This window comes from Pseudomonas sp. BNK-45 (assembly GCF_047456255.1).
In the GTDB taxonomy this organism is placed as follows: Bacteria; Pseudomonadota; Gammaproteobacteria; order Pseudomonadales; family Pseudomonadaceae; genus Aquipseudomonas.
Genome location: NZ_CP179909.1, coordinates 5176453 through 5197696, shown reverse-complemented (window position 1 = coordinate 5197696; position 21244 = coordinate 5176453). Strand labels below are relative to the sequence as shown.

General features: G+C 65.2%; 23 protein-coding genes. 10 read left to right on the top strand and 13 right to left on the bottom strand.

Annotated features, from left to right (window positions below; translation table 11 throughout):
* Window positions 1-11: 11 nt before the first annotated feature.
* The 5 genes from ACMGG8_RS23395 to ACMGG8_RS23375 form a co-directional block, all read right to left on the bottom strand.
* A complete protein-coding gene (locus ACMGG8_RS23395; protein WP_060838573.1) occupies window positions 12-590 on the bottom strand; it encodes a hypothetical protein in 579 nt (192 codons plus the stop codon).
* 168 nt (window positions 591-758) lie between these two features.
* A complete protein-coding gene (locus tag ACMGG8_RS23390; RefSeq protein ID WP_414158526.1) occupies window positions 759-2402 on the bottom strand; it encodes a B12-binding domain-containing radical SAM protein in 1644 nt (547 codons plus the stop codon).
* A 187-nt stretch (window positions 2403-2589) separates the two neighbouring features.
* Entirely contained in the window at window positions 2590-3504 is a 915-nt protein-coding gene (locus ACMGG8_RS23385; RefSeq protein WP_060838575.1) for a DMT family transporter, read from the bottom strand.
* A gap of 100 nt (window positions 3505-3604) precedes the next feature.
* Entirely contained in the window at window positions 3605-4381 is a 777-nt protein-coding gene (locus tag ACMGG8_RS23380) for a helix-turn-helix domain-containing protein (protein ID WP_108542760.1), read from the bottom strand.
* Between the two features lie 97 nt (window positions 4382-4478).
* The gene (locus ACMGG8_RS23375) at window positions 4479-5261 is read right to left on the bottom strand and encodes a hypothetical protein (protein ID WP_414158525.1); all 783 of its coding nucleotides are present in this window, start codon (window positions 5259-5261) and stop codon (window positions 4479-4481) included.
* Window positions 5262-5684: 423 nt separating this feature from the next.
* Between ACMGG8_RS23375 and folE the strand changes: the two genes are divergently transcribed.
* From folE to ACMGG8_RS23360, 3 genes are read left to right on the top strand one after another with little or no spacing between them, the layout of a single operon-like run.
* Window positions 5685-6245: a GTP cyclohydrolase I FolE gene (gene folE / locus ACMGG8_RS23370; protein ID WP_414158524.1), complete on the top strand. Its 561-nt coding sequence runs from the start codon at window positions 5685-5687 to the stop codon at window positions 6243-6245.
* Window positions 6246-6773 (top strand): chalcone isomerase family protein, encoded by a 528-nt coding sequence (locus ACMGG8_RS23365; protein ID WP_060838579.1) that lies wholly within the window; start codon window positions 6246-6248, stop codon window positions 6771-6773.
* A 24-nt stretch (window positions 6774-6797) separates the two neighbouring features.
* Window positions 6798-7325 carry a DUF3833 domain-containing protein gene (locus ACMGG8_RS23360; RefSeq protein ID WP_060838580.1) on the top strand — a complete coding sequence of 176 codons (528 nt, stop codon included), beginning with the start codon at window positions 6798-6800 and terminating at the stop codon, window positions 7323-7325.
* A gap of 18 nt (window positions 7326-7343) precedes the next feature.
* Here ACMGG8_RS23360 and ACMGG8_RS23355 read toward each other — a convergent pair whose 3' ends face one another.
* A complete protein-coding gene (locus tag ACMGG8_RS23355; RefSeq protein ID WP_414158523.1) occupies window positions 7344-7805 on the bottom strand; it encodes a thiol-disulfide oxidoreductase DCC family protein in 462 nt (153 codons plus the stop codon).
* A gap of 158 nt (window positions 7806-7963) precedes the next feature.
* Here ACMGG8_RS23355 and ACMGG8_RS23350 point away from each other — a divergent pair, with 158 nt between their 5' ends.
* Complete coding sequence (locus tag ACMGG8_RS23350; RefSeq protein ID WP_414158522.1) at window positions 7964-9283, top strand: Nramp family divalent metal transporter; 1320 nt, start codon at window positions 7964-7966, stop codon at window positions 9281-9283.
* Window positions 9284-9899: 616 nt separating this feature from the next.
* Here the strand turns inward: ACMGG8_RS23350 and ACMGG8_RS23345 are convergent.
* Window positions 9900-10832: a LysR family transcriptional regulator gene (locus ACMGG8_RS23345; RefSeq protein ID WP_060838582.1), complete on the bottom strand. Its 933-nt coding sequence runs from the start codon at window positions 10830-10832 to the stop codon at window positions 9900-9902.
* A 152-nt stretch (window positions 10833-10984) separates the two neighbouring features.
* Between ACMGG8_RS23345 and ACMGG8_RS23340 the strand changes: the two genes are divergently transcribed.
* Both ACMGG8_RS23340 and ACMGG8_RS23335 read left to right on the top strand, forming a co-directional pair.
* Window positions 10985-11449 (top strand): DMT family transporter, encoded by a 465-nt coding sequence (locus tag ACMGG8_RS23340; protein ID WP_060838583.1) that lies wholly within the window; start codon window positions 10985-10987, stop codon window positions 11447-11449.
* 2 nt (window positions 11450-11451) lie between these two features.
* Window positions 11452-11901 (top strand): DMT family transporter, encoded by a 450-nt coding sequence (locus ACMGG8_RS23335; protein ID WP_414158521.1) that lies wholly within the window; start codon window positions 11452-11454, stop codon window positions 11899-11901.
* Between the two features lie 79 nt (window positions 11902-11980).
* On the opposite strand, the gene glcF is transcribed toward ACMGG8_RS23335, so the two are convergent.
* The 3 genes from glcF to glcD are packed head-to-tail and all read right to left on the bottom strand — an operon-like array spanning window position 11981 to window position 15768.
* Window positions 11981-13201 carry a glycolate oxidase subunit GlcF gene (glcF, locus tag ACMGG8_RS23330; RefSeq protein ID WP_129406794.1) on the bottom strand — a complete coding sequence of 407 codons (1221 nt, stop codon included), beginning with the start codon at window positions 13199-13201 and terminating at the stop codon, window positions 11981-11983.
* 3 nt (window positions 13202-13204) lie between these two features.
* On the bottom strand, window positions 13205-14269 hold the full coding sequence (glcE, locus tag ACMGG8_RS23325; RefSeq protein ID WP_414158520.1) for a glycolate oxidase subunit GlcE: 1065 nt from the start codon (window positions 14267-14269) through the stop codon (window positions 13205-13207).
* Entirely contained in the window at window positions 14269-15768 is a 1500-nt protein-coding gene (glcD, locus tag ACMGG8_RS23320; RefSeq protein ID WP_414158519.1) for a glycolate oxidase subunit GlcD, read from the bottom strand. Before glcD ends, glcE begins: the two co-directional genes overlap by 1 nt.
* Before the next feature lie 223 nt (window positions 15769-15991).
* Here glcD and ACMGG8_RS23315 point away from each other — a divergent pair, with 223 nt between their 5' ends.
* Window positions 15992-16162: a metallothionein gene (locus ACMGG8_RS23315; RefSeq protein ID WP_082729216.1), complete on the top strand. Its 171-nt coding sequence runs from the start codon at window positions 15992-15994 to the stop codon at window positions 16160-16162.
* A gap of 49 nt (window positions 16163-16211) precedes the next feature.
* Here ACMGG8_RS23315 and ACMGG8_RS23310 read toward each other — a convergent pair whose 3' ends face one another.
* Complete coding sequence (locus ACMGG8_RS23310; RefSeq protein ID WP_060838588.1) at window positions 16212-16439, bottom strand: DUF6555 family protein; 228 nt, start codon at window positions 16437-16439, stop codon at window positions 16212-16214.
* A 232-nt stretch (window positions 16440-16671) separates the two neighbouring features.
* Between ACMGG8_RS23310 and ACMGG8_RS23305 the strand changes: the two genes are divergently transcribed.
* From ACMGG8_RS23305 to ACMGG8_RS23295, 3 genes are all read left to right on the top strand, one after another.
* Window positions 16672-17445, top strand: coding sequence for an AraC family transcriptional regulator (locus ACMGG8_RS23305; protein ID WP_060838589.1), 774 nt, complete (start codon window positions 16672-16674; stop codon window positions 17443-17445).
* 176 nt (window positions 17446-17621) lie between these two features.
* Entirely contained in the window at window positions 17622-17795 is a 174-nt protein-coding gene (locus ACMGG8_RS23300) for a DUF1427 family protein (protein ID WP_016965498.1), read from the top strand.
* A 37-nt stretch (window positions 17796-17832) separates the two neighbouring features.
* The gene (locus ACMGG8_RS23295; protein WP_414158518.1) at window positions 17833-18789 is read left to right on the top strand and encodes a quinone oxidoreductase family protein; all 957 of its coding nucleotides are present in this window, start codon (window positions 17833-17835) and stop codon (window positions 18787-18789) included.
* 153 nt (window positions 18790-18942) lie between these two features.
* Here the strand turns inward: ACMGG8_RS23295 and ACMGG8_RS23290 are convergent, their stop codons facing one another.
* On the bottom strand, window positions 18943-19971 hold the full coding sequence (locus tag ACMGG8_RS23290; RefSeq protein ID WP_414158517.1) for a purine-nucleoside phosphorylase: 1029 nt from the start codon (window positions 19969-19971) through the stop codon (window positions 18943-18945).
* A gap of 101 nt (window positions 19972-20072) precedes the next feature.
* Window positions 20073-21020, bottom strand: coding sequence for a nucleoside-specific channel-forming protein Tsx (locus ACMGG8_RS23285; RefSeq protein ID WP_414158516.1), 948 nt, complete (start codon window positions 21018-21020; stop codon window positions 20073-20075).
* Window positions 21021-21244 lie beyond the last annotated feature (224 nt).

Genomic DNA, 21244 nt, shown 5'->3' with positions numbered 1-21244 from the left:
CGAAGCGGGTTTTACTGACCGAGGATCTGCTTCATCAGCGCCGCATGGCCGGCCTTGTCGGCGGCTCGGGAAATCACCTGCACCACCGCCATGCGCGAGCCGGAACCGGCGATCAGGGTCGAGTTCAGGGTCTGGCCGCCGCCCTGGGTCGCGGTGCTGTCGATCTGCCGCACCCCCAGGCCCTTGAGGGTCATGCTCTTTTCACTCTGCTTGCTGAAGTCCGGCAGGGCGGCGGCCTGTTGCGAGAGAAAACTGCTGACCGCGGCATCGAGAAAGGCGCTGTCGTTGTCCTTGACCTGGGCCGCATTGGGAATGTTGTTCTGCGCGGCGATCACCACGGTGCGGGTGGTGGCATTGGAATACAGAGTGCCGCTGGCGCCCGCGGTGCCGTCGGCCTCGCTGCCGGCCGGCAGGGCCGAGGCGCTGAAGCCCTTGGGCAGGGTGAAGGCCAGCTTGCCGCCAAGCATCGAGACTTTTTCCCCGGGCGCCTGCTTGGCCGTGGACTTGCCGGCCGCGAGCGCGTTCAGCGCACCAAAGCCCGCCACCGCGGCGAACACCAGGACCAGGGCTTTTCTAGCGAAGGATGACATGCACAATCTCCGGGCATGGGATCAGGGGGGGCGCATCATCCCATGGTCGTCACAGAAGGCTCCAGAAGGATTTTTCGTGGTGGACCAATGACCGCCAGCTGTTTCGGTTCTTGAGGTTCATAAGACACCGAAGAGTGGCAATCGGGCCTCGACTTCTCGCTGGGCTGGTTACGTATCGACCGGCCATGTGCCGCGCCGAACCATCTCTTTGACTCGATCTGCACCGTTGGCGCGGACTAAAAGCTCCAGCCTGGCCTTTTCGATGTCCTCCGCGCTCCAGAGCTCGGTTGCCATCGTGGCTTTTTCGTGGGACCAGCCATTGTCGTAGTGACGTACCACATATTGCTGCTGGTATTCCCACATGGCGGTGCCAGGAATGGGGGTCACGATAAACGGGTTTGCATAGGCCATGCCTGCGCCCATTAGGCTTACCGCGTAGTCGGTGGTTCTTTCGATCAATTCCAGGCTTTCGATAAAGGGCTTGGTGCCCGCAGTGGCGGGCGGATTGACAAAACCCAGCATGAAGCCGCCAGTGACTTGAATGCCGTGCTCAGTGAATATCTCGATGAGTTCAAAGGTAGCTTGCTGAATGGCGTTGAAGCGCGACTTGTTGGAGTTGATCAGGCTTTCCTCGTTGGCACTTTCCACCGCAAGGTAAATGTTGTAGCAGCCGTTTTCGGCAATCGAGCGGATGAACTGCCGGGCTGTCAGTCCGCCCTTGATCGCGGCGATGACGTTGCGGTACTGCGGATTTTTCAGTTCCTGATCATCCAGCTCAGCGAGGAAACGCTCGCCTTTGTGCAGCAGCACCAGATTGAACAGGCTCAGGCCACCTTCTTCGACCCAGGGCAAGTTGTGCTTTTTCAGCAGGCGCCCCACTTCCATGGCGTACAGCGGATCGTGCATCAGATGGTCGTCCTCGATCAGTACCTCGGTCACGCCCTGATTGACCAGATCCGCCAGGTGCAGGTCGAACCAATCCAGTCCCAAGGCACGCCATGGGCCGTTGATCTTGGGGATGTAGCAGAAGTTGCAGTTCACGTTGCAGCCGATGGTGGAGAAAATCTGCGCCCAGGCGCCGTGTTTGTGCACCCGAGCGCCAGAGGAGTGATAGGGCTGCAGATAGTGGTTCATGTTCAGGAAACTGAAGTCGGGCAAGGGCATGACCCCGAGACGCTCCTCCAGACCCTGGCGGCTAGGCACAATGCTCAAGTAGTTGGATTTGCGCGAAGGGCGAACCAGTTGTCCCTGCTGGCCACGATAGGCAACCCCCGGAACTGCATGAATGTCGGCGTCGCCATGGCTCAAGGCGTCGAGCAACAGGGTAAAGGCACGGTCGGCCTCATTGATCAGGACAAAATCAAATGCCGAGTCCAGCAGCGCGTTCTGCCAATCGCCGCTGGAGTGCGCGCCTCCAGTCACCAGTACCAGGTTGGGATCGATGGACTTGACCAGATCCGCCAGCGCCCGAGCGTTACCCCATTGCACGGTGTAGTTGCACTGGATACCGACGATATCGGGCTGCGCAGTCTCGATGATGGTGCGCATCTGCTCATCGCTCAGGCCGTAGCGCAGCAAGTGTCCCTGATCGACTTGCACCAGGGGAGACTCCTGTTCCCAGCCAGCGAAGGGGGCGTCGATGATCTGTACGTCGTACCCCGCGCGCCTGGCCACTGTGGCGATACGCAGCAGGCCGATGGGAGTACCTGCACGCTTCATCACTTCAAAGGTATCGATGCCGATTTGGGTGAATGCGCTGTCTTTCGGTGCCGGTTCGACCAAGCGCGTGTAGGGCGGAACGAATAACAGCACTCTTGGGGCTTCGCCATGGGAGCGGCGGCGTGTGGCGCTATGGCTGGTCGTTCGGGAGGGGAGCCCCAGATGCTGCAGGGTCGCTCTGGTGGGGGCTACCGAAAAAAACGGGCCGGTACGATCGAGCCTCTCAGCCCCTTGGGAGGCAATCAGATGCATTTTTTGAGTTCCTTGTTGGTACAGAGAATCAGGCGCCGGAGGTGCGTCGACGTGAGGTAGCGATCACCGCTCCAGCGATGATGAGTAGCGCCGGTATGAGCAGGATCGGGTTGGCGTGGGTTTGGCCGACCAGGATCAGCAACAGGGTGGAAAACAGTGGGGCGAGATAGGAAAGAGCGCCGAGACTCGCCAGGTTGCCGTGTTTGGTCGCGTGATCCCATGCAAAGAATGCCAGGCCAACCGGGCCCAGCCCGAGGCCGATGATCGCCGCCCATTGCCCGTAGTCAGGCTGAACCGTGGTTTCGAACGCCAGGTGACAAAGCGCTCCGGCCACGGCCACCAGGCCGCAGATTGCCCCGATGATGCTGCTGGGAACGTTGCTGAAGCGTCGATTGATCACCGAGTAACCCGACCAGACCAAGGCACAGAGCAAGGCAGCCGCATAGCCAGCGATCGGCATGCTGGCCACGCCGGACTGTGAGCGTTGCTGCATGATGAACGCCGTACCGGCGAGCCCCAGGAGTGCTCCCAGCAGTTGTCGCGGGCGCAGTCGCTGGCCGCCACTGACACCGGCCAGCAAGACGATCAGCAGGGGCCAGAGGTAGGCAATCAGGCTGGCCTCGGCCGGGGGGGCGGCCTTGAGGGCGAAGAAATACAGCGCGTGATAGCCGAAGATTCCCAGAAAGCCTGTGGCCCACACCTTCCATGGCTGACGCCAGCCTTGAAAGCCCTCAGCACCGCGCAGCCCGAGAATGAACAGGCTGGCCAGAAAGGCTACGGCAAAGCTCAAAGCCAGCAACTCAAAAGGCGGGATGCCTGACGTCAGGGTGGTGAGCAAGGCCAGGCAGGACCACAGAAACACGGCAATCACCCCAATGGCGGTTGCCGAGGCGGCGGATCTTGAGGCCGAGAGCGTTTTGGTAGGCGTCGTGGCTTGTGTCATGGGTCCCGCCCGATGAGCGTTTCGAAGCGGGGATGATAGGAAGGACGATCGGTCGGGTATTGGCGTGTGCTGCCTAATACTTGTTCCAGGCTGCACGTTTTCAGCCGGTTCTGGTGCACCTTCGGGCTGATGCGGGGGTCAGGTTGCGGTTCTTTTTCAGTGCGTGATTCAAGGCGCTCTGATCGGCATAACCCACGCGATGGGCAATCTCCGTGATCGACAGTCGTGTGTCGCGTAGCAGGTCCATGGCCAGGTCCAGGCGCAGGCGGGTGATATGGGCAAATGGCGTGGTTTTCAGGTGCTGCTCGAAGAGTATGTACAAGCGTCGTTCGCTGGTGCCTGAAATTCGGGCTATTTCAGAGGCGGTCAGATGAGTGTCCAGGTTGTTTTCGATATGGGTCAGGGCCCGTGCCAGGGTGAATTGTCCGTGGTCAGGGGTGTGGCTGTGGGGCTGGACCAGGGCCGACATCAGCAAGGTACTCCAGGATTGAGCCACCTCAGGTGAGTTGGTCAGCAATGGAACGCTGCGGGTTGCGTAGTCAAGCAGGTGGCGAATCTCCGGTCTTACCGGAAAGAAGCTTTTTTCGTTGAGTCGCTTGATGGTTTCAGCTTCGAACTTTTGGGTACGGGGCGATGAAAGCGGTACATCAAGAACCAGGAAAGTGTTGGCGGTGCTGGCGGAAAAGGTATGAGGGCAACCTGCCGGGATGATCACGCCCTGGCTCCAGTCGACTTTGCCGCCACGGCCATCGACCTCTATCTCCATGGCGCCAGATTGCGGCAGCACGATCTGGTGATAATCGTGGTCATGCAGCTCAACCTGGCCGGAGTAGGATCGCAAGGCCAATGAAGCCTTTGGGGTTTCTATGTTGCTCATCACGCTCTTCCATAAGACAGACAACGCATGATGCATGAGTGCTCGAGTTCGGCGCCAGTCTCTGAATACCGAGGCCTTATGCCGGTTTATTTGCGCTTCAATGATGTTGCCTGGCAACGCGACCGATCGTGTTTCGCGCCAACAGGCGCTTGCTCAAACCCAGCACCAGCATCGACACCGCCACTGCCAATCCAAAGGCGAGCATTCCCACCGCGGGCAGGGCCAGGGCCAGTACCAGGCAGAACGCCGCAAAGGAATACAGGCCGGTGGTCAAGGAGCGTAACAGCACGGTGGTGAAGGCCACGCCGTGGCTCTGGTGGGAGAACACCGCCAGCACGCTGCCGAGCACCGGAAACACCGCGAGCATGCCGCTCCAGCGTTCGCCAACGGTGCTGGCCAGCAGGGTGACCGCCAGGGTCAGCAAGGCTCCGGCAAGCATCCGGTAAGGCAGTTTGTCGGAGCGCTGCGCGGGGGCGGCGGGCACAGCGCTCACCCGGGGAAACAGGCGCGGCGCCAGGAGCAGGGCGCTGGCGGCGCAGGCCACGGACAAGCCCAGTGAGGCCGGCACCTGGGTAATGGCTGCGGCCAGCACGGCCCAGACCAGCGTGGCCACGGCCAGGGCCCCGGGCCAGGAAAGACGCTGTGCGGCATGGGTGTAGGCGACGCTGAAGGCGATCATCGCCAGCAACGCCGAGAGGGCGGCCCCCGCCGCGTGGGTGGCGAAGGCCGTGCCTTGCTCCAGCGCCAGAAACAGCAGGATCGGTCCCACCACCACCGGAAACCCCGCCAGCCAGCCGGCGACATTCGGTCCCCAGCGCCTGCTCGCCAGAGAGATCAACCAGAGGAATCCGGGAACCGTCAGCAGTTTTAACAGCAGCATGCGTGCACTCAGTGGATGAACGGTGCGCCACGCTAGCATCCAGCGCGGCATTTGGCGCGTATCTGCTGGCAGGGAGGCGGCCGGGAGTGAAGTGCGGCGTCGCTTTTTCTTGTACAGCGAAAAGGTTTTGAATCGATTAAATGCGGTTTTGTACAAGTATTAAGGCGTTTAAGGCGTTTTTTATCGATAAAAATTGTACAAAAATTAATTTGTCGTATAGGTTTTTAAGGGTGAAATGTGCCGATGCCTGCTCAGTCCTTTCAGGGGCAGTCGCTCGCTCTTCACGCTTTTGGGGCTCCGAGGTCAGGCCCGGGTGGAACCGGGGCTGGGTCAGTTGTGTGGTCGGCCACCTCGGGGCTCTTTTTTTTCCTTGGCACGTGCAAGGAATTGCCCGCCTCGCCAGCTTTTCGGAACCCATGCGCCATGCACGATCCTCTTTCTCAGCACTTTCACAGCATTCTCCAGGGCTTGGGTGAAGACCCCTCGCGCGAGGGCCTGCGGGACACCCCGCAGCGGGCGGCAAAGGCCTTGCGCTATCTGTGTCACGGTTACGACACCCGCCTTGACGAGTTGGTCAACGGCGCGCTGTTCAGCTCCAGCAGCGACGAGATGGTGATTGTCCAGGACATCGAGCTGTATTCCCTGTGCGAACACCACCTGCTGCCCTTCATCGGTCAGGCCCATGTGGCTTACATCCCCACCGGCAAGGTGCTGGGGCTGTCCAAGGTGGCGCGGATCGTCGACATGTACGCGCGGCGCCTGCAGATCCAGGAGAACCTCACCCGGCAGATCGCCGAGGCGATCCAGGAAGTGACCCGGGCCGCCGGGGTGGCGGTGGTCATCCAGGCGCGGCACATGTGCATGATGATGCGCGGGGTGGAGAAGCAGAACTCCATGATGAACACCTCGGTGATGCTCGGGGCCTTTCGCGACTGCAGCAGCACCCGCCAGGAGTTTCTCCAATTGCTGCCCAGGCGTTCCTGAATGAACCGCGCCGGACGTGTTCCGTTGAGGCGCTGGTTGTGGCTGCTGGTGCTGCTCAGCGCCACGGCCAGCGCCGACTGGCAGGCGTCGCTGCCCGAGGCCCGGCTGCTGGGCAGTGGCGAGTTCAGCTGGTTCGGTTTCAAGGTCTACCACGCGCGGCTCTGGGGCAGGGCGTTGCCGCTGACGGACGACAGCCCCTTCGCCCTGGAGCTGACCTACCGGCGCACGATCCGCCGCGACGAGCTGGTGCAGACCAGCCTCGACGAGATCCAACGCTTGTCCGGCAGCGCGGTCAGCCCGGCGCAACTCAAGGATTGGCAGGCGCAGATGCAGCGTGCCTTCGTCGATGTCGAACCGGGCCAGCGCATCACCGGGGTGTTTCTGCCGGGACGCGGGGTGGAGTTCTTTGTCGACCAGCACTTGCAGTACAGGGTGGAGGACGAGGCCTTCGCCCGCGCGTTCTTCGCCATCTGGCTCGACCCGCGCACGCGCAATCCGCAGCTGCGCGCACAACTGCTGGGCCAATAGCCGGCGCAGCACAGGAGATGTGCCATGTTTAAGAAATACCTGCTGTTGCTGTGCCTGGGCCTGGTCGCCTGCAGCGACACCGACGTCAAGCAGTACCGCGAGCAGAAACCCGAGCTGGAATTGCGCCAGTTCTTCACTGGCCGGGTCGAGGCCTGGGGCCTGTTTCAGAAGCGCTCCGGCGAGGTGATCAAACGCTTCCATGTGCAGATCGACAGCCGCAGCGAGGGCGAGAAATTCATCATGCACGAGGACTTCACCTACAGCGACGGCACCCGCCAGACCCGGGTCTGGACCCTGGTCCCGGCGGGGCCCGGGCTGTGGCGCGGCACCGCCGACGATGTGGTCGGCGAGGCCCTGGGCGAGGTGTCCGGCAATGCCCTGCGCTGGCGCTACGTGCTCAACCTGCCGGTGGACGGCAAGACCTACCAGGTGCACTTCGACGACTGGATGTACCTGTTGGACGAAAACACCCTGGCCAATCGTTCCTACATGACCAAGTTCGGCTTCGAGCTGGGGCAGGTCAGCCTGTTCTTCCGCCGCCAGCCCAACTGACGGCGCTCGACCCGTGCCTCAGGACGGGTCGTCGAGAAAGCGTCCGCGATGCTCGGGGCTCGGCAGCAGGCACACCTCATTCCGGCCGAACCAGCGGTAGCGATTGCCGGCGATCCGGTCGTAGGCCCAGTCCCGCAGCGGCCGCGGGATCCAGCGCAGCAGGCGCAGCCAGCGCCAGGGCGCGGGCAGTTGTGCCATCAGGCGGATAAAGGCCTCGGAACGTTGGGACAGGCCTCGGTCTTCGATCAGCAGCACCGTGTCGAACTGATCCGTGGGCTGGCCGAACCACTTCAGCAAGGCCTGGCCCTGGGGCGATTGCATCGACGCCAGCTTGATCCGCCGCTGGCGGTCGTGGCGGATCACGAACTGCACCGAGGCATTGCACAGCTTGCACACCCCGTCGAACAGCAGGACCCGGTCACCGGGGTGCAGGAAGGGGGGCAGGGTGTCGGGTCGGGGATCGGTCGCAGGGCTGTTCACGGGGGCCACCTTGGGCGTGCTATCGAAGCCTGCGGCAGGGGCCGCCAGGCGCTGCAAAGGCAGCAGCATACGCCCCTTCAAGGTCAATATTCAGGCTTGGGTGCCCGGGCTGAAACCTCTAAGCTGGGCCCTTGCTCCAATCCGTCGTGGAAATCCCCGTGAAATTCAGCCTGCCGAAAATCGCCACAGCGCCCTTTTGTCCGCCGGAAGTGGCGGGTTCCGTATCCGTCGATCCCCGTGCCTCGTTGTTCAAGCGCCTGCTGCGCTTTGCCGGCCCCGGGCTGCTGATCTCCATCGGCTACATGGACCCCGGCAACTGGGCCACGGCCATCGAGGCCGGCTCGCGCTATGGCTACAACCTGCTGTTCGTGGTGCTGCTGGCGAGCCTGGCCGGCATGGCGGTGCAATGCCTGTGCTCGCGCCTGGGCATTGCCACGGGGCGCGATCTGGCGCAGCTGTGCCGGGAGCGCTACAGCCGCCGTTCGGCCCGGGTCCAATGGCTGGCGGCCGAGGTGTCGATCATCGCCACCGACCTTGCCGAAGTGCTGGGCTGCGCCCTGGCGTTCCACCTGTTGCTGGGGGTGTCCCTGAGCACCGGGATCGTCATCACCGCCTTCGACACCTTGCTGGTGCTGGCCTTGCAGAACCGCGGTTTTCGCCGGCTGGAAGCGATCATGCTGGCGCTGGTGGCGACCATCGGCGTGTGTTTCTTCATTGAACTGCTGCTGATCAAACCCTACTGGCCGGACGTGGCCCGGGGCTTCACCCCGTCGCTCTCGGCCATCAGCGACGCCGCACCGCTGTACCTGGCGATTGGCATCCTCGGCGCCACGGTGATGCCCCACAACCTCTACCTGCACACCTCGGTGGTGCAGACCCGCTTGATCGGCCAGGACCGGGCCAGTCGCGCCGACGCCATCAAGCTGGCGCGCATCGACACCATCGGCTCCCTGGCCCTGGCGCTGCTGGTGAACGCGGCGATCCTGATCCTCGCCGCCGCGGCCTTCCACAACACCGGCCACAGCGACGTGGTGGAAATCCAGGATGCCTACCACCTGCTCGATCCGCTGGTGGGCGGGGCCCTGGCCAGCGTGCTGTTCGGCGTGGCGCTGCTGGCCTCGGGGCAGAGCTCGACCTTCACCGGAACCATTGCCGGGCAGGTGATCATGGAGGGTTACCTGAACCTGCGGATTCCCTGCTGGCAACGGCGCCTGATCACCCGCGGGCTGGCGCTGATCCCGGCGTTCATCGGTGTCTGGCTGCTGGGCGACGGCGCCGTGGGCCAGTTGCTGGTGCTGAGCCAGGTGGTGCTCAGCCTGCAGTTGCCGTTCGCCCTGTACCCGCTGATTCGCATGACCAACGACCGGCGCCTGATGGGCGAATTCGTCAACCGCTGGCCAACCCGGATCCTCGCCTGGAGCCTGTTCGCCATCATCAGCGCCGCCAACGCCTGGCTGATTGCCCAACTCTTCCTGTAGGAGCCGGCTTGCCGGCGAAGAGGCCGCTGAGTCTTGTGCAGGTCTTGCCGACGCTTTCGCTGGCAAGCCAGCTCCTACGGGGGAGTGCGATGGTCTTGTAGGAGCCGGCTTGCCGGCGAAGAGGCCGCTGAGTCGGGTGCCGGTCTTGCCGACGCTTTCGCTGGCAAGCCAGCTCCTACGGGGGAATGCGATGGTCTTGTAGGAGCCGGCTTGCCGGCGAAGGGGCCGCTGAGTCGGGTGCCGGTCTTGCCGACGCCTTCGCTGGCAAGCCAGCTCCTACGGGGGAGTGCGATGGTCTTGTAGGAGCCGGCTTGCCGGCGAAGGGGCCGCTGAGTCTTGTGCAGGTCTTGCCGACGCCTTCGCTGGCAAGCCAGCTCCTACGGGGGAGTGCGATGGTCTTGTAGGAGCCGGCTTGCCGGCGAAGGGGTCGCTGAGTCTTGTGCCGGTCTTGCCGACGCTTTCGCTGGCAATCCAGCTCCTACGGGGGAATGCGATGGTTTTGTAGGAGCCGGCTTGCCGGCGAAGAGGCCGCTGAGTCTTGTGCAGGTCTTGCCGACGCTTTCGCTGGCAAGCCAGCTCCTACGGTTACGGGGCGGGTGCGCGGGTGGTGGTGGCGCTAGCGATCCCAATAGGGCTCGGGGCCGAATTTCTCGACGAAGAAGTCGATCACGGTGCGCACTTTCACTGACAGCCGTCGGCTACCGGGCCACAGGGCGGCGATCTGTTGCGGTTCGAGGCTGGTGGCCACTTCGAAGCCTTCGAACAGCGCCACCAGACGGCCCTGGTGCAGGGCTTCGCCAATCAGCCAGGAAGGAAACATCACCAGCCCCAGGCCCTGTTCGGCGGCCTGGGTCAGGGTGTCGGCGTGGTTGCCGGTTAGCGGGCCCTTGACGCTGTAGGGCGTCCAGTCGCCCCGGCCCTGGCGGAAGAACCAGCGTTGCTGGCCGGTTTCGCCCTTGTAGGCCAGGCACTGGTGCTGGTGCAGCTGCTGCGGGTGGTGCGGTGTGCCATGCCGGGCCAGGTAGGCCGGGCTGGCCGCCACCCGGTAGCGCTGCGGGGCCAGCAGGCGGGCCTGCATCGAGGAGTCTTCCAGGGTGCCGATGCGGAACAGCAGGTCGGTGCCGTCCTGCAAGGGATCGATGTAGTTGTCGGTCTGCTGGATCTCCAGTTGCAGCTTGGGGTAGCGGCCCAGCAGCTCGCCAAGCCAGGGCGACAGGTGACGCTGGCCGAACACCACCGGGGCGTTGATCCGCACCAGCCCGGCCGGTTCGTCCTGCTGTTCCTGCAGCGCCTGTTCGGCTTCTTCCCACTGCGCCAGCACTCGCCGCGCATGATGGCCTAGCAGGCGCCCGGCCTCGGTGGGGCTGACGGCGCGGGTGTGGCGATAGAGCAACTGCTGGCCCAGGGCCTGTTCCATCAGCTGGATCTGCCGCGAGATGGACGAGGGCGCCAGCCCCTCGCGGCGTGCCACGGACGAGAAACTGCCCTGGTCGAGCACCGCGATGAACAGGCGCAGGGCCTTGAAACCGAGATCGTTGAAGCCTTGCATGGGGGCGTCCTGCTGTGCGTTTTGCGCAAAAGAGTTGTCGGCATGCTGGCATTTATCGCAAAGCTCGTGCAATCGATAATGCCGGCCATTCCTTGATGTCGAGCAGGTGTCGCATGTCCTCTGAAGCTCTAGATACACCGCTGCCGAAGCCGATGGCGGGCGCCGCGCCCGCTGCCGGCTGGCAGCGCCTGATACTGTTGCCGCTGGTGATCCTGGCCGGCATGGGCCTGTCGGTGGAGGCCGGCTTGCTCGGCCCGCTGGGCGCCCAGGTCGGGCATCTGTGGGCCACCCTGAGCATCTTCGGCGTGGGCGCGGCGCTGTTGTTGCTGCTGCTGTTGTTCAGCGGCCCGCAGCCGGGGCCGGCCCTGAGCCAGTTGCCGCGCTGGCAGCTGCTCGGCGGGGTGCTGGGACCGATCTACGTGGTGGTGCTGACCCTGGCCACGCCCCATATCGGCATTGCCATGACCATGATCGCGATCCTCTCAGGGCAAGTGGGCAAAAGCGTGCTGATCGACCATTACGGCTGGTTCGGCAGCGCCCGCAAGCCGGTCAATGGCGAACGCTGGCTGGCCCTGGTGCTGATTGTCGTGGCCCTGATCCTGATCGCCCGAGGTTGAACATGAACCTGATTCTTTTGCTGGTCCTGGTGGTGGCTGCGGGTGCGGTGCTCAGTGTGCAGGCGGCGATCAATGGCCGCCTGGGAGAAAGCGTCGGGGTGCTGCGCAGCAGCCTGCTGACCTTTGCCGTGGGCGCCTTGATCACCGGTCTGTTGATCGTGTTTTTCCAGCCGCCCCAGGCCATGACCTTGCTTCAGGCGCCGAAATGGCAACTGACCGGTGCGCTGTTCGGCGTGGTCTACATGCTGGTGATGGTCGGCGCGGTGCCGCGGGTGGGCACCGCGGTGGCCACGGTGGCGGTGATTCTCGGGCAGTTGGCCATGGGCATGCTGATCGACAACTTCGGCTGGTTCGGCAACCCGGCCATCGAGCTGTCCTCCAGCCGCCTGCTGGCAATGCTGTGCCTGGCCCTGGCGCTGCTGTTCATGTACCGCAGCAATGCGCGGCCATAAGCCATAAGCCATAAGCCATAAGCCGCAAGCCGCAAGCCGCAAGCCGCAAGCTTGAAGCTTGAAGCTGGCGGCTTGCAGCTTATGAGCGAAGCGAATCCTCCAGCACCTCGATCCAGTGGCGGACCGGGGTGCGGCCGGCGCCATCGAGGTGGGTCTGGCAGCCGATGTTGGCGGTGACGATAAGCTCCGGCCCGCCGCTTTCCAGGGCCCGCAGCTTGTCGTCCCGCAGTTGCCGCGCCAGCGCCGGCTGGGTCAGTGAATAGGTGCCCGCCGAGCCGCAGCACAGGTGGCTGTCGGGCACCGCGGTGAGGTTGAAGCCCAGGCGCTGCAGCAGGCTTTCCACGGCGCCGCCGAGCTTCTGCGCGTGCTGCAGGGTACAGGGGCAATGGAAGGCCAGACGCTGTTCGCTGTGGGCGCCGAGCTGTTCCACGGGTTCGTTGTGCAGCACCTCCACCAGGTCCCGGGCCAGGGCGCTGACCTGCCGGGCCTTGTCGCGGTAGGCCGGGTCGTGGGCCAGCAGTTGCTGGTACTCCTTGATGAAGGCGCCACAGCCGCTGGCGGTCTGGATGATCGCCTCGGCGCCCTGTTGCAGGTGCGGCCACCAGGCGTCGATGTTGCGTCGGGCACGCTGCAAGCCGGCTGCCTGGGCGTCCAGGTGATAGTCCACGGCGCCGCAGCAGCCGGCCTCGGCGACCGGCTGCACGCTGATGCCCAGGCGATCCAGGACTCGCGCCGCCGCGGCATTGGTGTTGGGCGACAACCCCGGCTGCACGCAGCCTTCGAGCAACAGCACGCGCCGCGAATGGCGCGGGGCGGGGCGCGGCTTGGCCGTGGGCAGCTGGCGCGGCAGCTTGTCCTGCAGCGCCTGGGGCAGCAGCGGACGCAGGCGGCTGCCGCCCTGGATCAGGGCCTTGAACAGCCGCGGGTTGGCGCTAAGGGCTCGCAGCCCGCGGCGCAGCAACTGCTGGCCGACGGGCCGGGGCAGGGCGGCATCGACCACGGCGCGGCCGATGTCCAGCAGGTTGTGATAGTCGACCCCGGACGGGCAGGTGCTCTCGCAGTTGCGGCACGACAGGCAGCGGTCCAGGTGCTGCTGGGCCTGGGCGGTGGCCGGGGCGCCTTCGAGCACCTGCTTGATCAGGTAGATGCGCCCGCGGGGGCCGTCCAGCTCGTCGCCCAGCAACTGGTAGGTGGGGCAGGTGGCGTTGCAGAAGCCGCAATGCACGCAGCTGCGCAGGATGCGCTCGGCTTCGGCGGCCCGGGGCAGTTGCCGGGCCTCGGGGCTGAGGGTGGTCTGCATGGTCTAGAGCTCCGCGTAGAGTCGGCCGGGGTTGAAGATCCCTTGCGGGTCCAGCTGCGCCTTGAGCCGCTGGTGGTAGTGCAGCAGGGTCGGCGCCAGGGGCTGGAACGGGCTGTCTTGCAGGCCGTGGCTGTAGCAGCTGGCGTGGCCGCCGACGGCGCTGACGGCGGCGCGGATCTCGGCGGCCGTGGCCTCGGTCTTCAGCCAGCGCTGGGCGCCGCCCCAGTCCAGCAGTTGTTCGCCGGGCAGTGCCAGCAGCGGCGTGTTGTGCGGCAGCGACAGGCGCCACAGCGGCAGGCCGGGGTTGAAGAAGTCCAGCTGCTGTTCATTGAGCTGGCTCCAGTAGCCCGAATCCAGAGGCTCGCCGCCCAGGCGCTCATGGGCCGCCGCCACCGAGCCTTCGCCACCTTCCAGGCGCAGGTGCAGGCGCTCGCCGTCATGGCAGGCGGCGCTGATCGGCAAGGGCTGCTGGCCCCATTCGGCCAGTTGCGTGAGGGCGCGCCGGCGGTCCATTTCCAGGCTCAGGCTCAGGCATTGTCGGGGCTTGGGCAGGACCTTCAGCGAGACTTCGGTGATCAGCCCCAGGCAGCCGTAGCTGCCGGCCATCAGCCGCGACAGGTCGTAACCGGCGACGTTCTTCATCACCTCGCCGCCAAAGCGCAGGTGCTGGCCGCCGCCGCTGATGATCCGGGTGCCGAGGACGAAATCCCGTACCGCGCCGGCCCAGGGTCGACGCGGCCCGGACAGGCCACTGGCGAGCATGCCGCCCAGGGTCGCGCCGGCGCCGAAGGACGGCGGCTCGCAGGGCAGCATCTGCCCGGCGGCGTCCAGGGTGGCGTGCAATTCACTGAGCGGAGTGCCGGCCCGGGCACTGATCACCAGCTCCGTGGGGTCATAGCTGACGATGCCGCGATGGCTGCGGGTGTCGAGGATTTCCCCGGCGCACTCGCGGCCGAGAAAGGCCTTGCTGTTGGAGCCCTGAATGCGCAGCGGCGTACGGCTCTGCAGGGCGTCGCGCACCTGTTCCAGCCACGCCTCGGTGGCATCGAAATCGCTGTCCGTGCTCATCAGAACCGCTCCAGTTCGGGGAAGGGCAGTTGCCCGTGATGGATGTGCATGGCGCCGAATTCCGCGCAGCGTTGCAGGGTCGGGATGTTCTTCCCGGGGTTGAGCAGGCCGCCGGGGTCGAAGGCCGCCTTGATGGCGTGGAACAGGTGCAGTTCGTGGTGGTTGAACTGGGCGCACATCTGGTTGATTTTTTCCCGGCCCACGCCGTGTTCGCCGGTGATGCTGCCACCCACCGCCACGCACAGTTCGAGGATCTTGCCGCCCAGGGCCTCGGCCCGTTGCAGCTCGCCGGGCTGGTTGGCGTCGAACAGGATCAGCGGGTGCATGTTGCCGTCGCCGGCATGGAACACATTGGCCACCCGCAGCTGGTACTCCTCGGCCAGGCGGGCGATGCCCCGCAGCACCCCCGGCAACTGCCGGCGGGGAATGGTGCCGTCCATGCAGTAGTAGTCCGGCGCCAGGCGCCCCACCGCCGGGAAGGCGTTCTTGCGCCCGGCCCAGAAGCGCACGCGCTCGGCTTCGTCGCGGGCCAGGCGTACCTCGCTGGCGCCGGTGCGTTCCAGCACCTGGCGCACCCGCTCGCAGTCGTCGTGGACATCGGCTTCCACGCCGTCCAGTTCGCACAGCAGGATGGCCGCGGCGTCCACCGGGTAGCCGGCGTGGATGAAGTTCTCGGCGGCACGGATCGCCAGGTTGTCCATCATCTCCAGGCCGCCGGGGATGATCCCTGCGGCAATGATCTCGGCCACGGCGCGGCCGGCGGCTTCCACCGAATCGAAGGCCGCCAGCAGCACCTTGGCGATCTGCGGCTTGGGCAGCAGCTTGACCGTGACCTCGGTGATCACCCCCAGCAGGCCCTCGGAGCCGGTGAACAGCGCCAGCAGGTCGAAGCCCGGCGAATCCAGGGCGTCGCTGCCCAGGGTCAGGGGCTGGCCCTCGACGCTGAGCATCTGGACCTTGAGCAGGTTGTGCACGGTCAGGCCGTATTTCAGGCAGTGCACGCCGCCGGCGTTTTCCGCGACGTTGCCGCCAATCGAACAGGCGATCTGCGAAGACGGGTCGGGGGCGTAGTACAGGCCGAAGGGCGCGGCGGCCTGGGAGATGGCCAGGTTGCGCACCCCGGGCTGGAGCCTGGCACAACGCGCGGCGGGATCGATCTGCAGGATGTCCTTGAAGCGCGCCATCACCAGCAGCAGGCCGTTTTCCAGGGGCAGGGCGCCGCCGGACAGGCCGGTGCCGGCGCCCCGGGCCACCACCGGCACGCGGTGCGCATGGCAGATCTGCAGGATGCGTTGCACCTGGTCCAGGTGCCGGGGCAGGGCCACCAGCATCGGCGTGCTGCGGTAGGCGCTGAGGCCATCGCACTCGTAGGGCTTGAGCTGCTGCTCCTGGTCCAGCAGCTCGAGCTCCGGAAGCTGTTGGCGCAGGGCCTGGATCAGGGCCTGGCGGTCGACCTCGGGCAGGGCGCCGTCGAGGCGTTCGTCGTAGAGCATGGTCATGGCGGCGAAGGACCTTGAGTGATTTTTATCAGGTCGCGACAGCGCTATCAGCGGGTCTGGTGTCCGTCCGTCTGCGCTGGCGCTGGCTGCACCACTTTAGTCGCTTGTGGCCGGGTAAGCGCAGCGGATTGACCTAACCTTTCCAAGTACTCGAACCCTGCGCTGAGCGCCGCCGTTTCAGGCGCTGCGCTGATCGAGTCTCATCCGAAAGAGGAACCCAGCCATGTCCAATGAAACCTGTGCCTGTCCGGCTTGCACCTGCAAGCTCGGCGCCCACCCGATCGTCCGTCACGGTAAGCACTACTGCTGTCAGGCGTGCGCCGATCACCACGCCCACGGTGAACCTTGTGCCTCCACCGACGGCTGCAAATGCGCCAAGGGCGCCCACGGCTGAAACGGGCAGGGCGGGTGGAGCCACAGGGCCCCACCCGCATCGGTGGCGCCTAGACCGAAGGGCGCCAGGTGACGTTCTCGATGCCGAACTTCTCGGCCATGGGCTTGCTGGTTTTCTTTACCCGTTCCCGGCCGAAGCGGCCGATGCGTCCGACACCGGCATCGCAACTGGCCCAGTGCCAGGCCTCGGCGTTGTCCATCTTGTCCTGGCGGATGATGAAGGACTTGGGCGCGCCGTGAAGGGTGTATTCGATGACGAAGAGTTTTGCGTTGTTCATAGAGCCGTTCTTCCTCCCTGTGATTCTTGAGTGATCCTGCGGGCACCAAAAAATTCACTTTGATTGTCCGACTCTGGCGCCAACGGTCGTTGCCGGGCGTGGACCGGCCCAAGGCCAGGGCGATGCCGCCGGGCCCCTGAAAGCTGCCTGTTCCCGGTGCGCTTTCCGGCGGCTGGCGGGCGCTGCAGACGCTGGTTACCATGGGCCCCCGCCGACCCGTTGCGAGCTTGTCATGGCCCTGGCCACCCCTCCCGATCTGAGCGACCCCGCGATCCCGGTGCAACCCCTGGCTCGCACCTATCCGCGCGGGTTGTTCATCGAGCCCCACGAACACGCCTGGGGCCAGTTGCTGTACGCCATGAGCGGAGTGATGTGGGTCGAGACGCCCACCGAGGCCCTGGTGGTGCCGCCGCAGCGGGCCGTGTGGCTGCCGCCCGGGGTACGGCACGGGATTCGTGTGGTCAGCGACTTGCAGATGCGCAATATCTACTTGCGTCCGTCCCTGGCGGCGACCCTGGACCCCAGCGTCCAGGTGCTGCAGGTGGACAACCTGCTGCGGGAGCTGATCGTGCGCCTGGTGGAGCTCGACCCGCCGCAGCCGGAGTACTACGAGGCGCTGGTCGCGCTGGCTTTGCTGGAGCTGCAACGGGCCCGTCGCTCGCTGCTGAAGATCGCCCTGCCGGACGCTTCCGACCGGCGCCTGAGCAGCCTGTGCCAGGCGGTGATGGCGGCACCGTCCCTGGCCATTTCCTTTGAACAGCACGCCGACGCGGCAGGGGCCAGCGTGCGCACCCTGGCGCGGCTGTTCAAGGAACAGTTGGGCCTGGGCTTTGCCGAATGGCGGCGCCAGGTGCAACTGGCCACCGCTGCCGCGGAGCTGATCCAGGGTGTACCGGTGAGCCGCATTGCCCTCGAACTGGGCTATTCCCCCAGCAGCTTCAGCGACATGTTCCGCCGCGAACTGGGTGTCGCACCTTCCCAGTACGCCAGCGCCAACCTGGGGTAGCGGCGCCTGCCCAGCGTGCCCTTCAGGCCCGTTCGCAGCCTGCGGCAGCGGCTACAGGTTACGGTCTTGGCCGAAATCCTGAAGCACTTGGCCGATGCCGCTAGCGCTCGCCACCTAGACTTTGTCGCACACGCCACATCACCCCGGCACGGACGCCACGGCTTCTGGAGCGCCACATGAATTACCTGATCTCCCTGGCCGCCGGTCTGCTGGTCGGCCTGCTTTACGGCGCCTTGCAGGTGCGTTCCCCGGCGCCGCCGGCGATTGCCCTGGTGGGCCTGCTGGGCATGCTCGGCGGTGAGCAGTTGTGGCCGCTGGGGCGCCAGCTGTTGAGCAGTTGGCTGTCCTGAACACGCGCTTTTTTACCCCTGACCCATGGAACCGACGATGAAAGCACTGCAATTTTCCGCTACCGGCGACCTCGCTGCCCTGCACGTGGTGGACCTTCCCACGCCGCTGCCGGGCGCCGGCCAGGTGCTGGTGCGCATCCAGGCCGCTGGCCTCAACCCCAGCGACGTGAAGAACGTGCTCGGACGCTTTCCCTACACCACGCTGCCGCGGATTCCCGGGCGGGATTTCGCCGGGGTGGTGGAGCAGGGGCCGGCCGAGCTGATCGGCCAGGAGGTCTGGGGCACCGGCAAGGAGCTGGGTTTTTTCGCCGACGGCAGCCATGCCCAGTACGTGGTGCTGTCCGCCCAGGGCGTGGCCCGCAAGCCACGGCACCTGAGCTTTGCCCAGGCCGCGAGCCTCGGGGTGCCGTACACCACCGCCTGGGATGCCCTGGAGCGCAGCGGCGTGACGGCCGGTACGCGGCTGCTGGTGATCGGCGGCGGTGCAGTGGCCACGGCGGCCCTGGCCCTGGCCAAGGTGCGCGGGGCCCGGGTGCTGGCGGCGGCGCGCCGGGCCGAGCAGGTCCAGGCGCTTTCGGCCCAGGGCTATCCGACCCTGCACCTGCAACAGCCGCAAACCCTGGCGGCCCAGGTGGAGGCGGTGCATCCCGGCGGCGCCGAAGTGATCTTCGACACCACCGGCTTCTGGCTGCCGGCCTCGGTGCCGGCCCTGGCCGCCTTTGGCCGCATCGCCATCATCGCCGCGCCGGTGGACGGCCAGGTGCAACTGCCGGCCCTGGCCCTGTACCGCAAGGGCGGCTCGGTGGTGGGGATCAACTCGCTGTTGTATGGCGTAGAGGCGTGCGCGGCGATGCTGGAGCAGTTCGGCCGCTACTTCGATGAAGGCCTGCTGCCGCTGCCGGAAGGCTTGGTCGAATCACCACTGGAGCAGGGGCTGGAGCGCTACGCCGAAGTGAACCAGGGGCGTGGCGAGAAAGTCATCCTCATCCCCTGAGCGCCCACGCTGCAGCTGCGCCCCGTAGGAGCTGGCTTGCCAGCGAAGAGGCCCCTGAGAGCGCCTTCGCCGGCAAGCCGGCTCCTACGGGTTGTGGGGCTTGAGATTGCTTTCGCCGGCAAGCCGGCTCCTACGGGTTGGGGGGTTGGGTGGTCAGGCTTCGGGGACGCCTGTTTCCCAGGCCGACCAGTTGTTGAGAATGTCCTGCACCAGCGGATTGCCGGCCCGGTAGAGGTTTTCCAGGGCCGGGACAAAGCCGCCCTGGTCGGCGTACTTGAGCAGGTTGTCCACTTCACTGGCCCCCGGCGCCGGGCGGTCGAAGTCGGAGCCGGCGCGCAGTACCGCCAGGCGCTGGATGTCCACCAGGCCCTCGCGGCTGGCCCGCAGCAAGGCTTCGTAGGTGGAGTTGTCTTCCTGCTGGGTGGTGCAGTAGGTGCCTTTGTTGTCAGTCAGCAGGCGGGTCCAGACCTCGGCCCGTTCGCTGAGGCGAGTGCCGGAAAACCAGGTGTTGCCGGCCAGGGTGTCGCAGCGGGTCACCACCGGCGGCTGGTTGGCCGGGGCCTTGGGGTATTTCAGGCGCCAGGCCGCCGATTGCGGGCTTTCGCTCAAGCTCACCCGCTGGCTCAGGGCGAAGGCCTTGGCTTGCAGTTTCGGGTTCAGCTCAAAGACCTCGGTCTTGTAGTCCAGGGGCGGTTTTTCGTTGGGGCCCTTAGTGTTGATCCCCAGGTAGCCAGTGGGCCAGTCCTTGGGTGCATCCCGGGAGTCGAGTTCCCACTGGGTGCCGAATTCCACCAGGTAATGGGCCCAGGCCGCGGTGCCGAGGGTGCCCTGGTGCGGGCTGATGCCGGCGATCCCGGCAATCAGGAAATAGCTTTTGCGCAGGTCGAATTGGGGCGACAGGGCCAGGGCCAGGGTCGACGCCGCGGCATTGGTCTGGCCCATGCCGGTGGTCAACAGGCACACGTCCCGGTCATTGCAGCGAATGCTCGGATACTCCGCCGCCAGCCCCGGCACGCGAATCTCGCGCTTGAGCTCCAGGCGCTCGATCCAGTGCTGCGCTTCCGGCGCGAACATGCTGATCAGCACCACCTTGGGCCTGATCGGCGCCTCGCCGGCCCAGGCCCCGCTGACCATCAGCGCGTTCAAACCCAAGACCCACGAAACGGTTTTAATCCCACGCATACAACCTCCTTCATCTTCAGAAATATCAAGCCTCAAGCTACAAGCCTCAAGCTACAAACAGACGGCGCTTGCCGCTTGCCGCTCAAAGCTTGCCGCTGCCTCTAGAACTGATAACCGACCCCCGCGTAATAGCCCCAGCCGTTGGAGCGGGCGCGAAACTCGCCATCGCCGAAATTCAGCACGCTGCCGTCCTCCCAGTTGCCGCCGTTGTGAAAGTAGCGGCCCACCAGGGTGAAGCGCAGGTGGGTAAAGGAGTAGAGCAGCACGTTGGTGGCCACCGTGGCGTTGGCAGTGCGCGCCGGGTTGTCCTGGTGCAGGTCGGAGCCGAAATCGAAATTGGTGAAACCGATGTAGGTCAGCGAGGCGCCGTTGCTGAAGGTGTCGATGGGCACGATGTATTTGAGCTGGGCGCGGTAGCCGTCCCAGGAATATTCGTTGCTGGCGCCGTAGTTTTCCCACTGGTAGCGGCCGTAGAAGTTGGCCGAGAGGTTGACCCGCGAATGGGTGTCGATGTCGGTGCCCAGGCCGCTGTACAGGGTGTTGGCGCGGTTGGCGGTGCGGCTGCCGTGGTCGTAGATCCAGTCGAAGGCCACATACCACTCCTTGAACGGGCCGATGGCCAGGCTGCGGCCGGCCAGGTAATCGATGGAGATCCGCGGTTCGTGCTCCATGAACAGCGGCGAGCCGTGGTCCCAGATGCCCTTGTCGTGGCTGTTGCCGATGTCGAGGATCTTCGGCAGGTCGATGTAGCCGTACAGCTCGAAGGGCCCCTTGCGCCCGAAGTATTCGTATTCCAGGTAGACGTCGTCCGCCGGACGCGGGCCGAAGCTGATGTCCTTGCTGCCGATCAGCATCAGGTCCTGGTTGTACCAGTCGGACAGGTAGGCGCCTTTTTTGCCCGGTTGCACATCGGCGCTCAGGCTTTCGCCCTGGGCTGACGCGTCCGGCGCAGGGGATTGGGCCAGCGTGGCGTGACTGAGTAGACCCGTAACGCCGGCCAGCCCGAGGGAAACAGCCCATTGGCCATGACGGGGGAAGCGGTTGTGCATGGAAAGTCCCTGTTCGTGCGGTGTGAAGTCCCTGATGTCCGTTCGCGCGCGTGGCGGTGGCGAACACCCACAAATTTGCAACTCGCAAACGTTTGCACATGGCGTACCAACTTGAAATAGGCAGTTGAAAAACAATTGGAAACGCCTCGGAAGCTGGCTCTGGGGTCAAAAAATGCCCGGGCAGGGGGCGGTGCGCGCGAAAGCGGGGCACTGTTAAAGTCCGG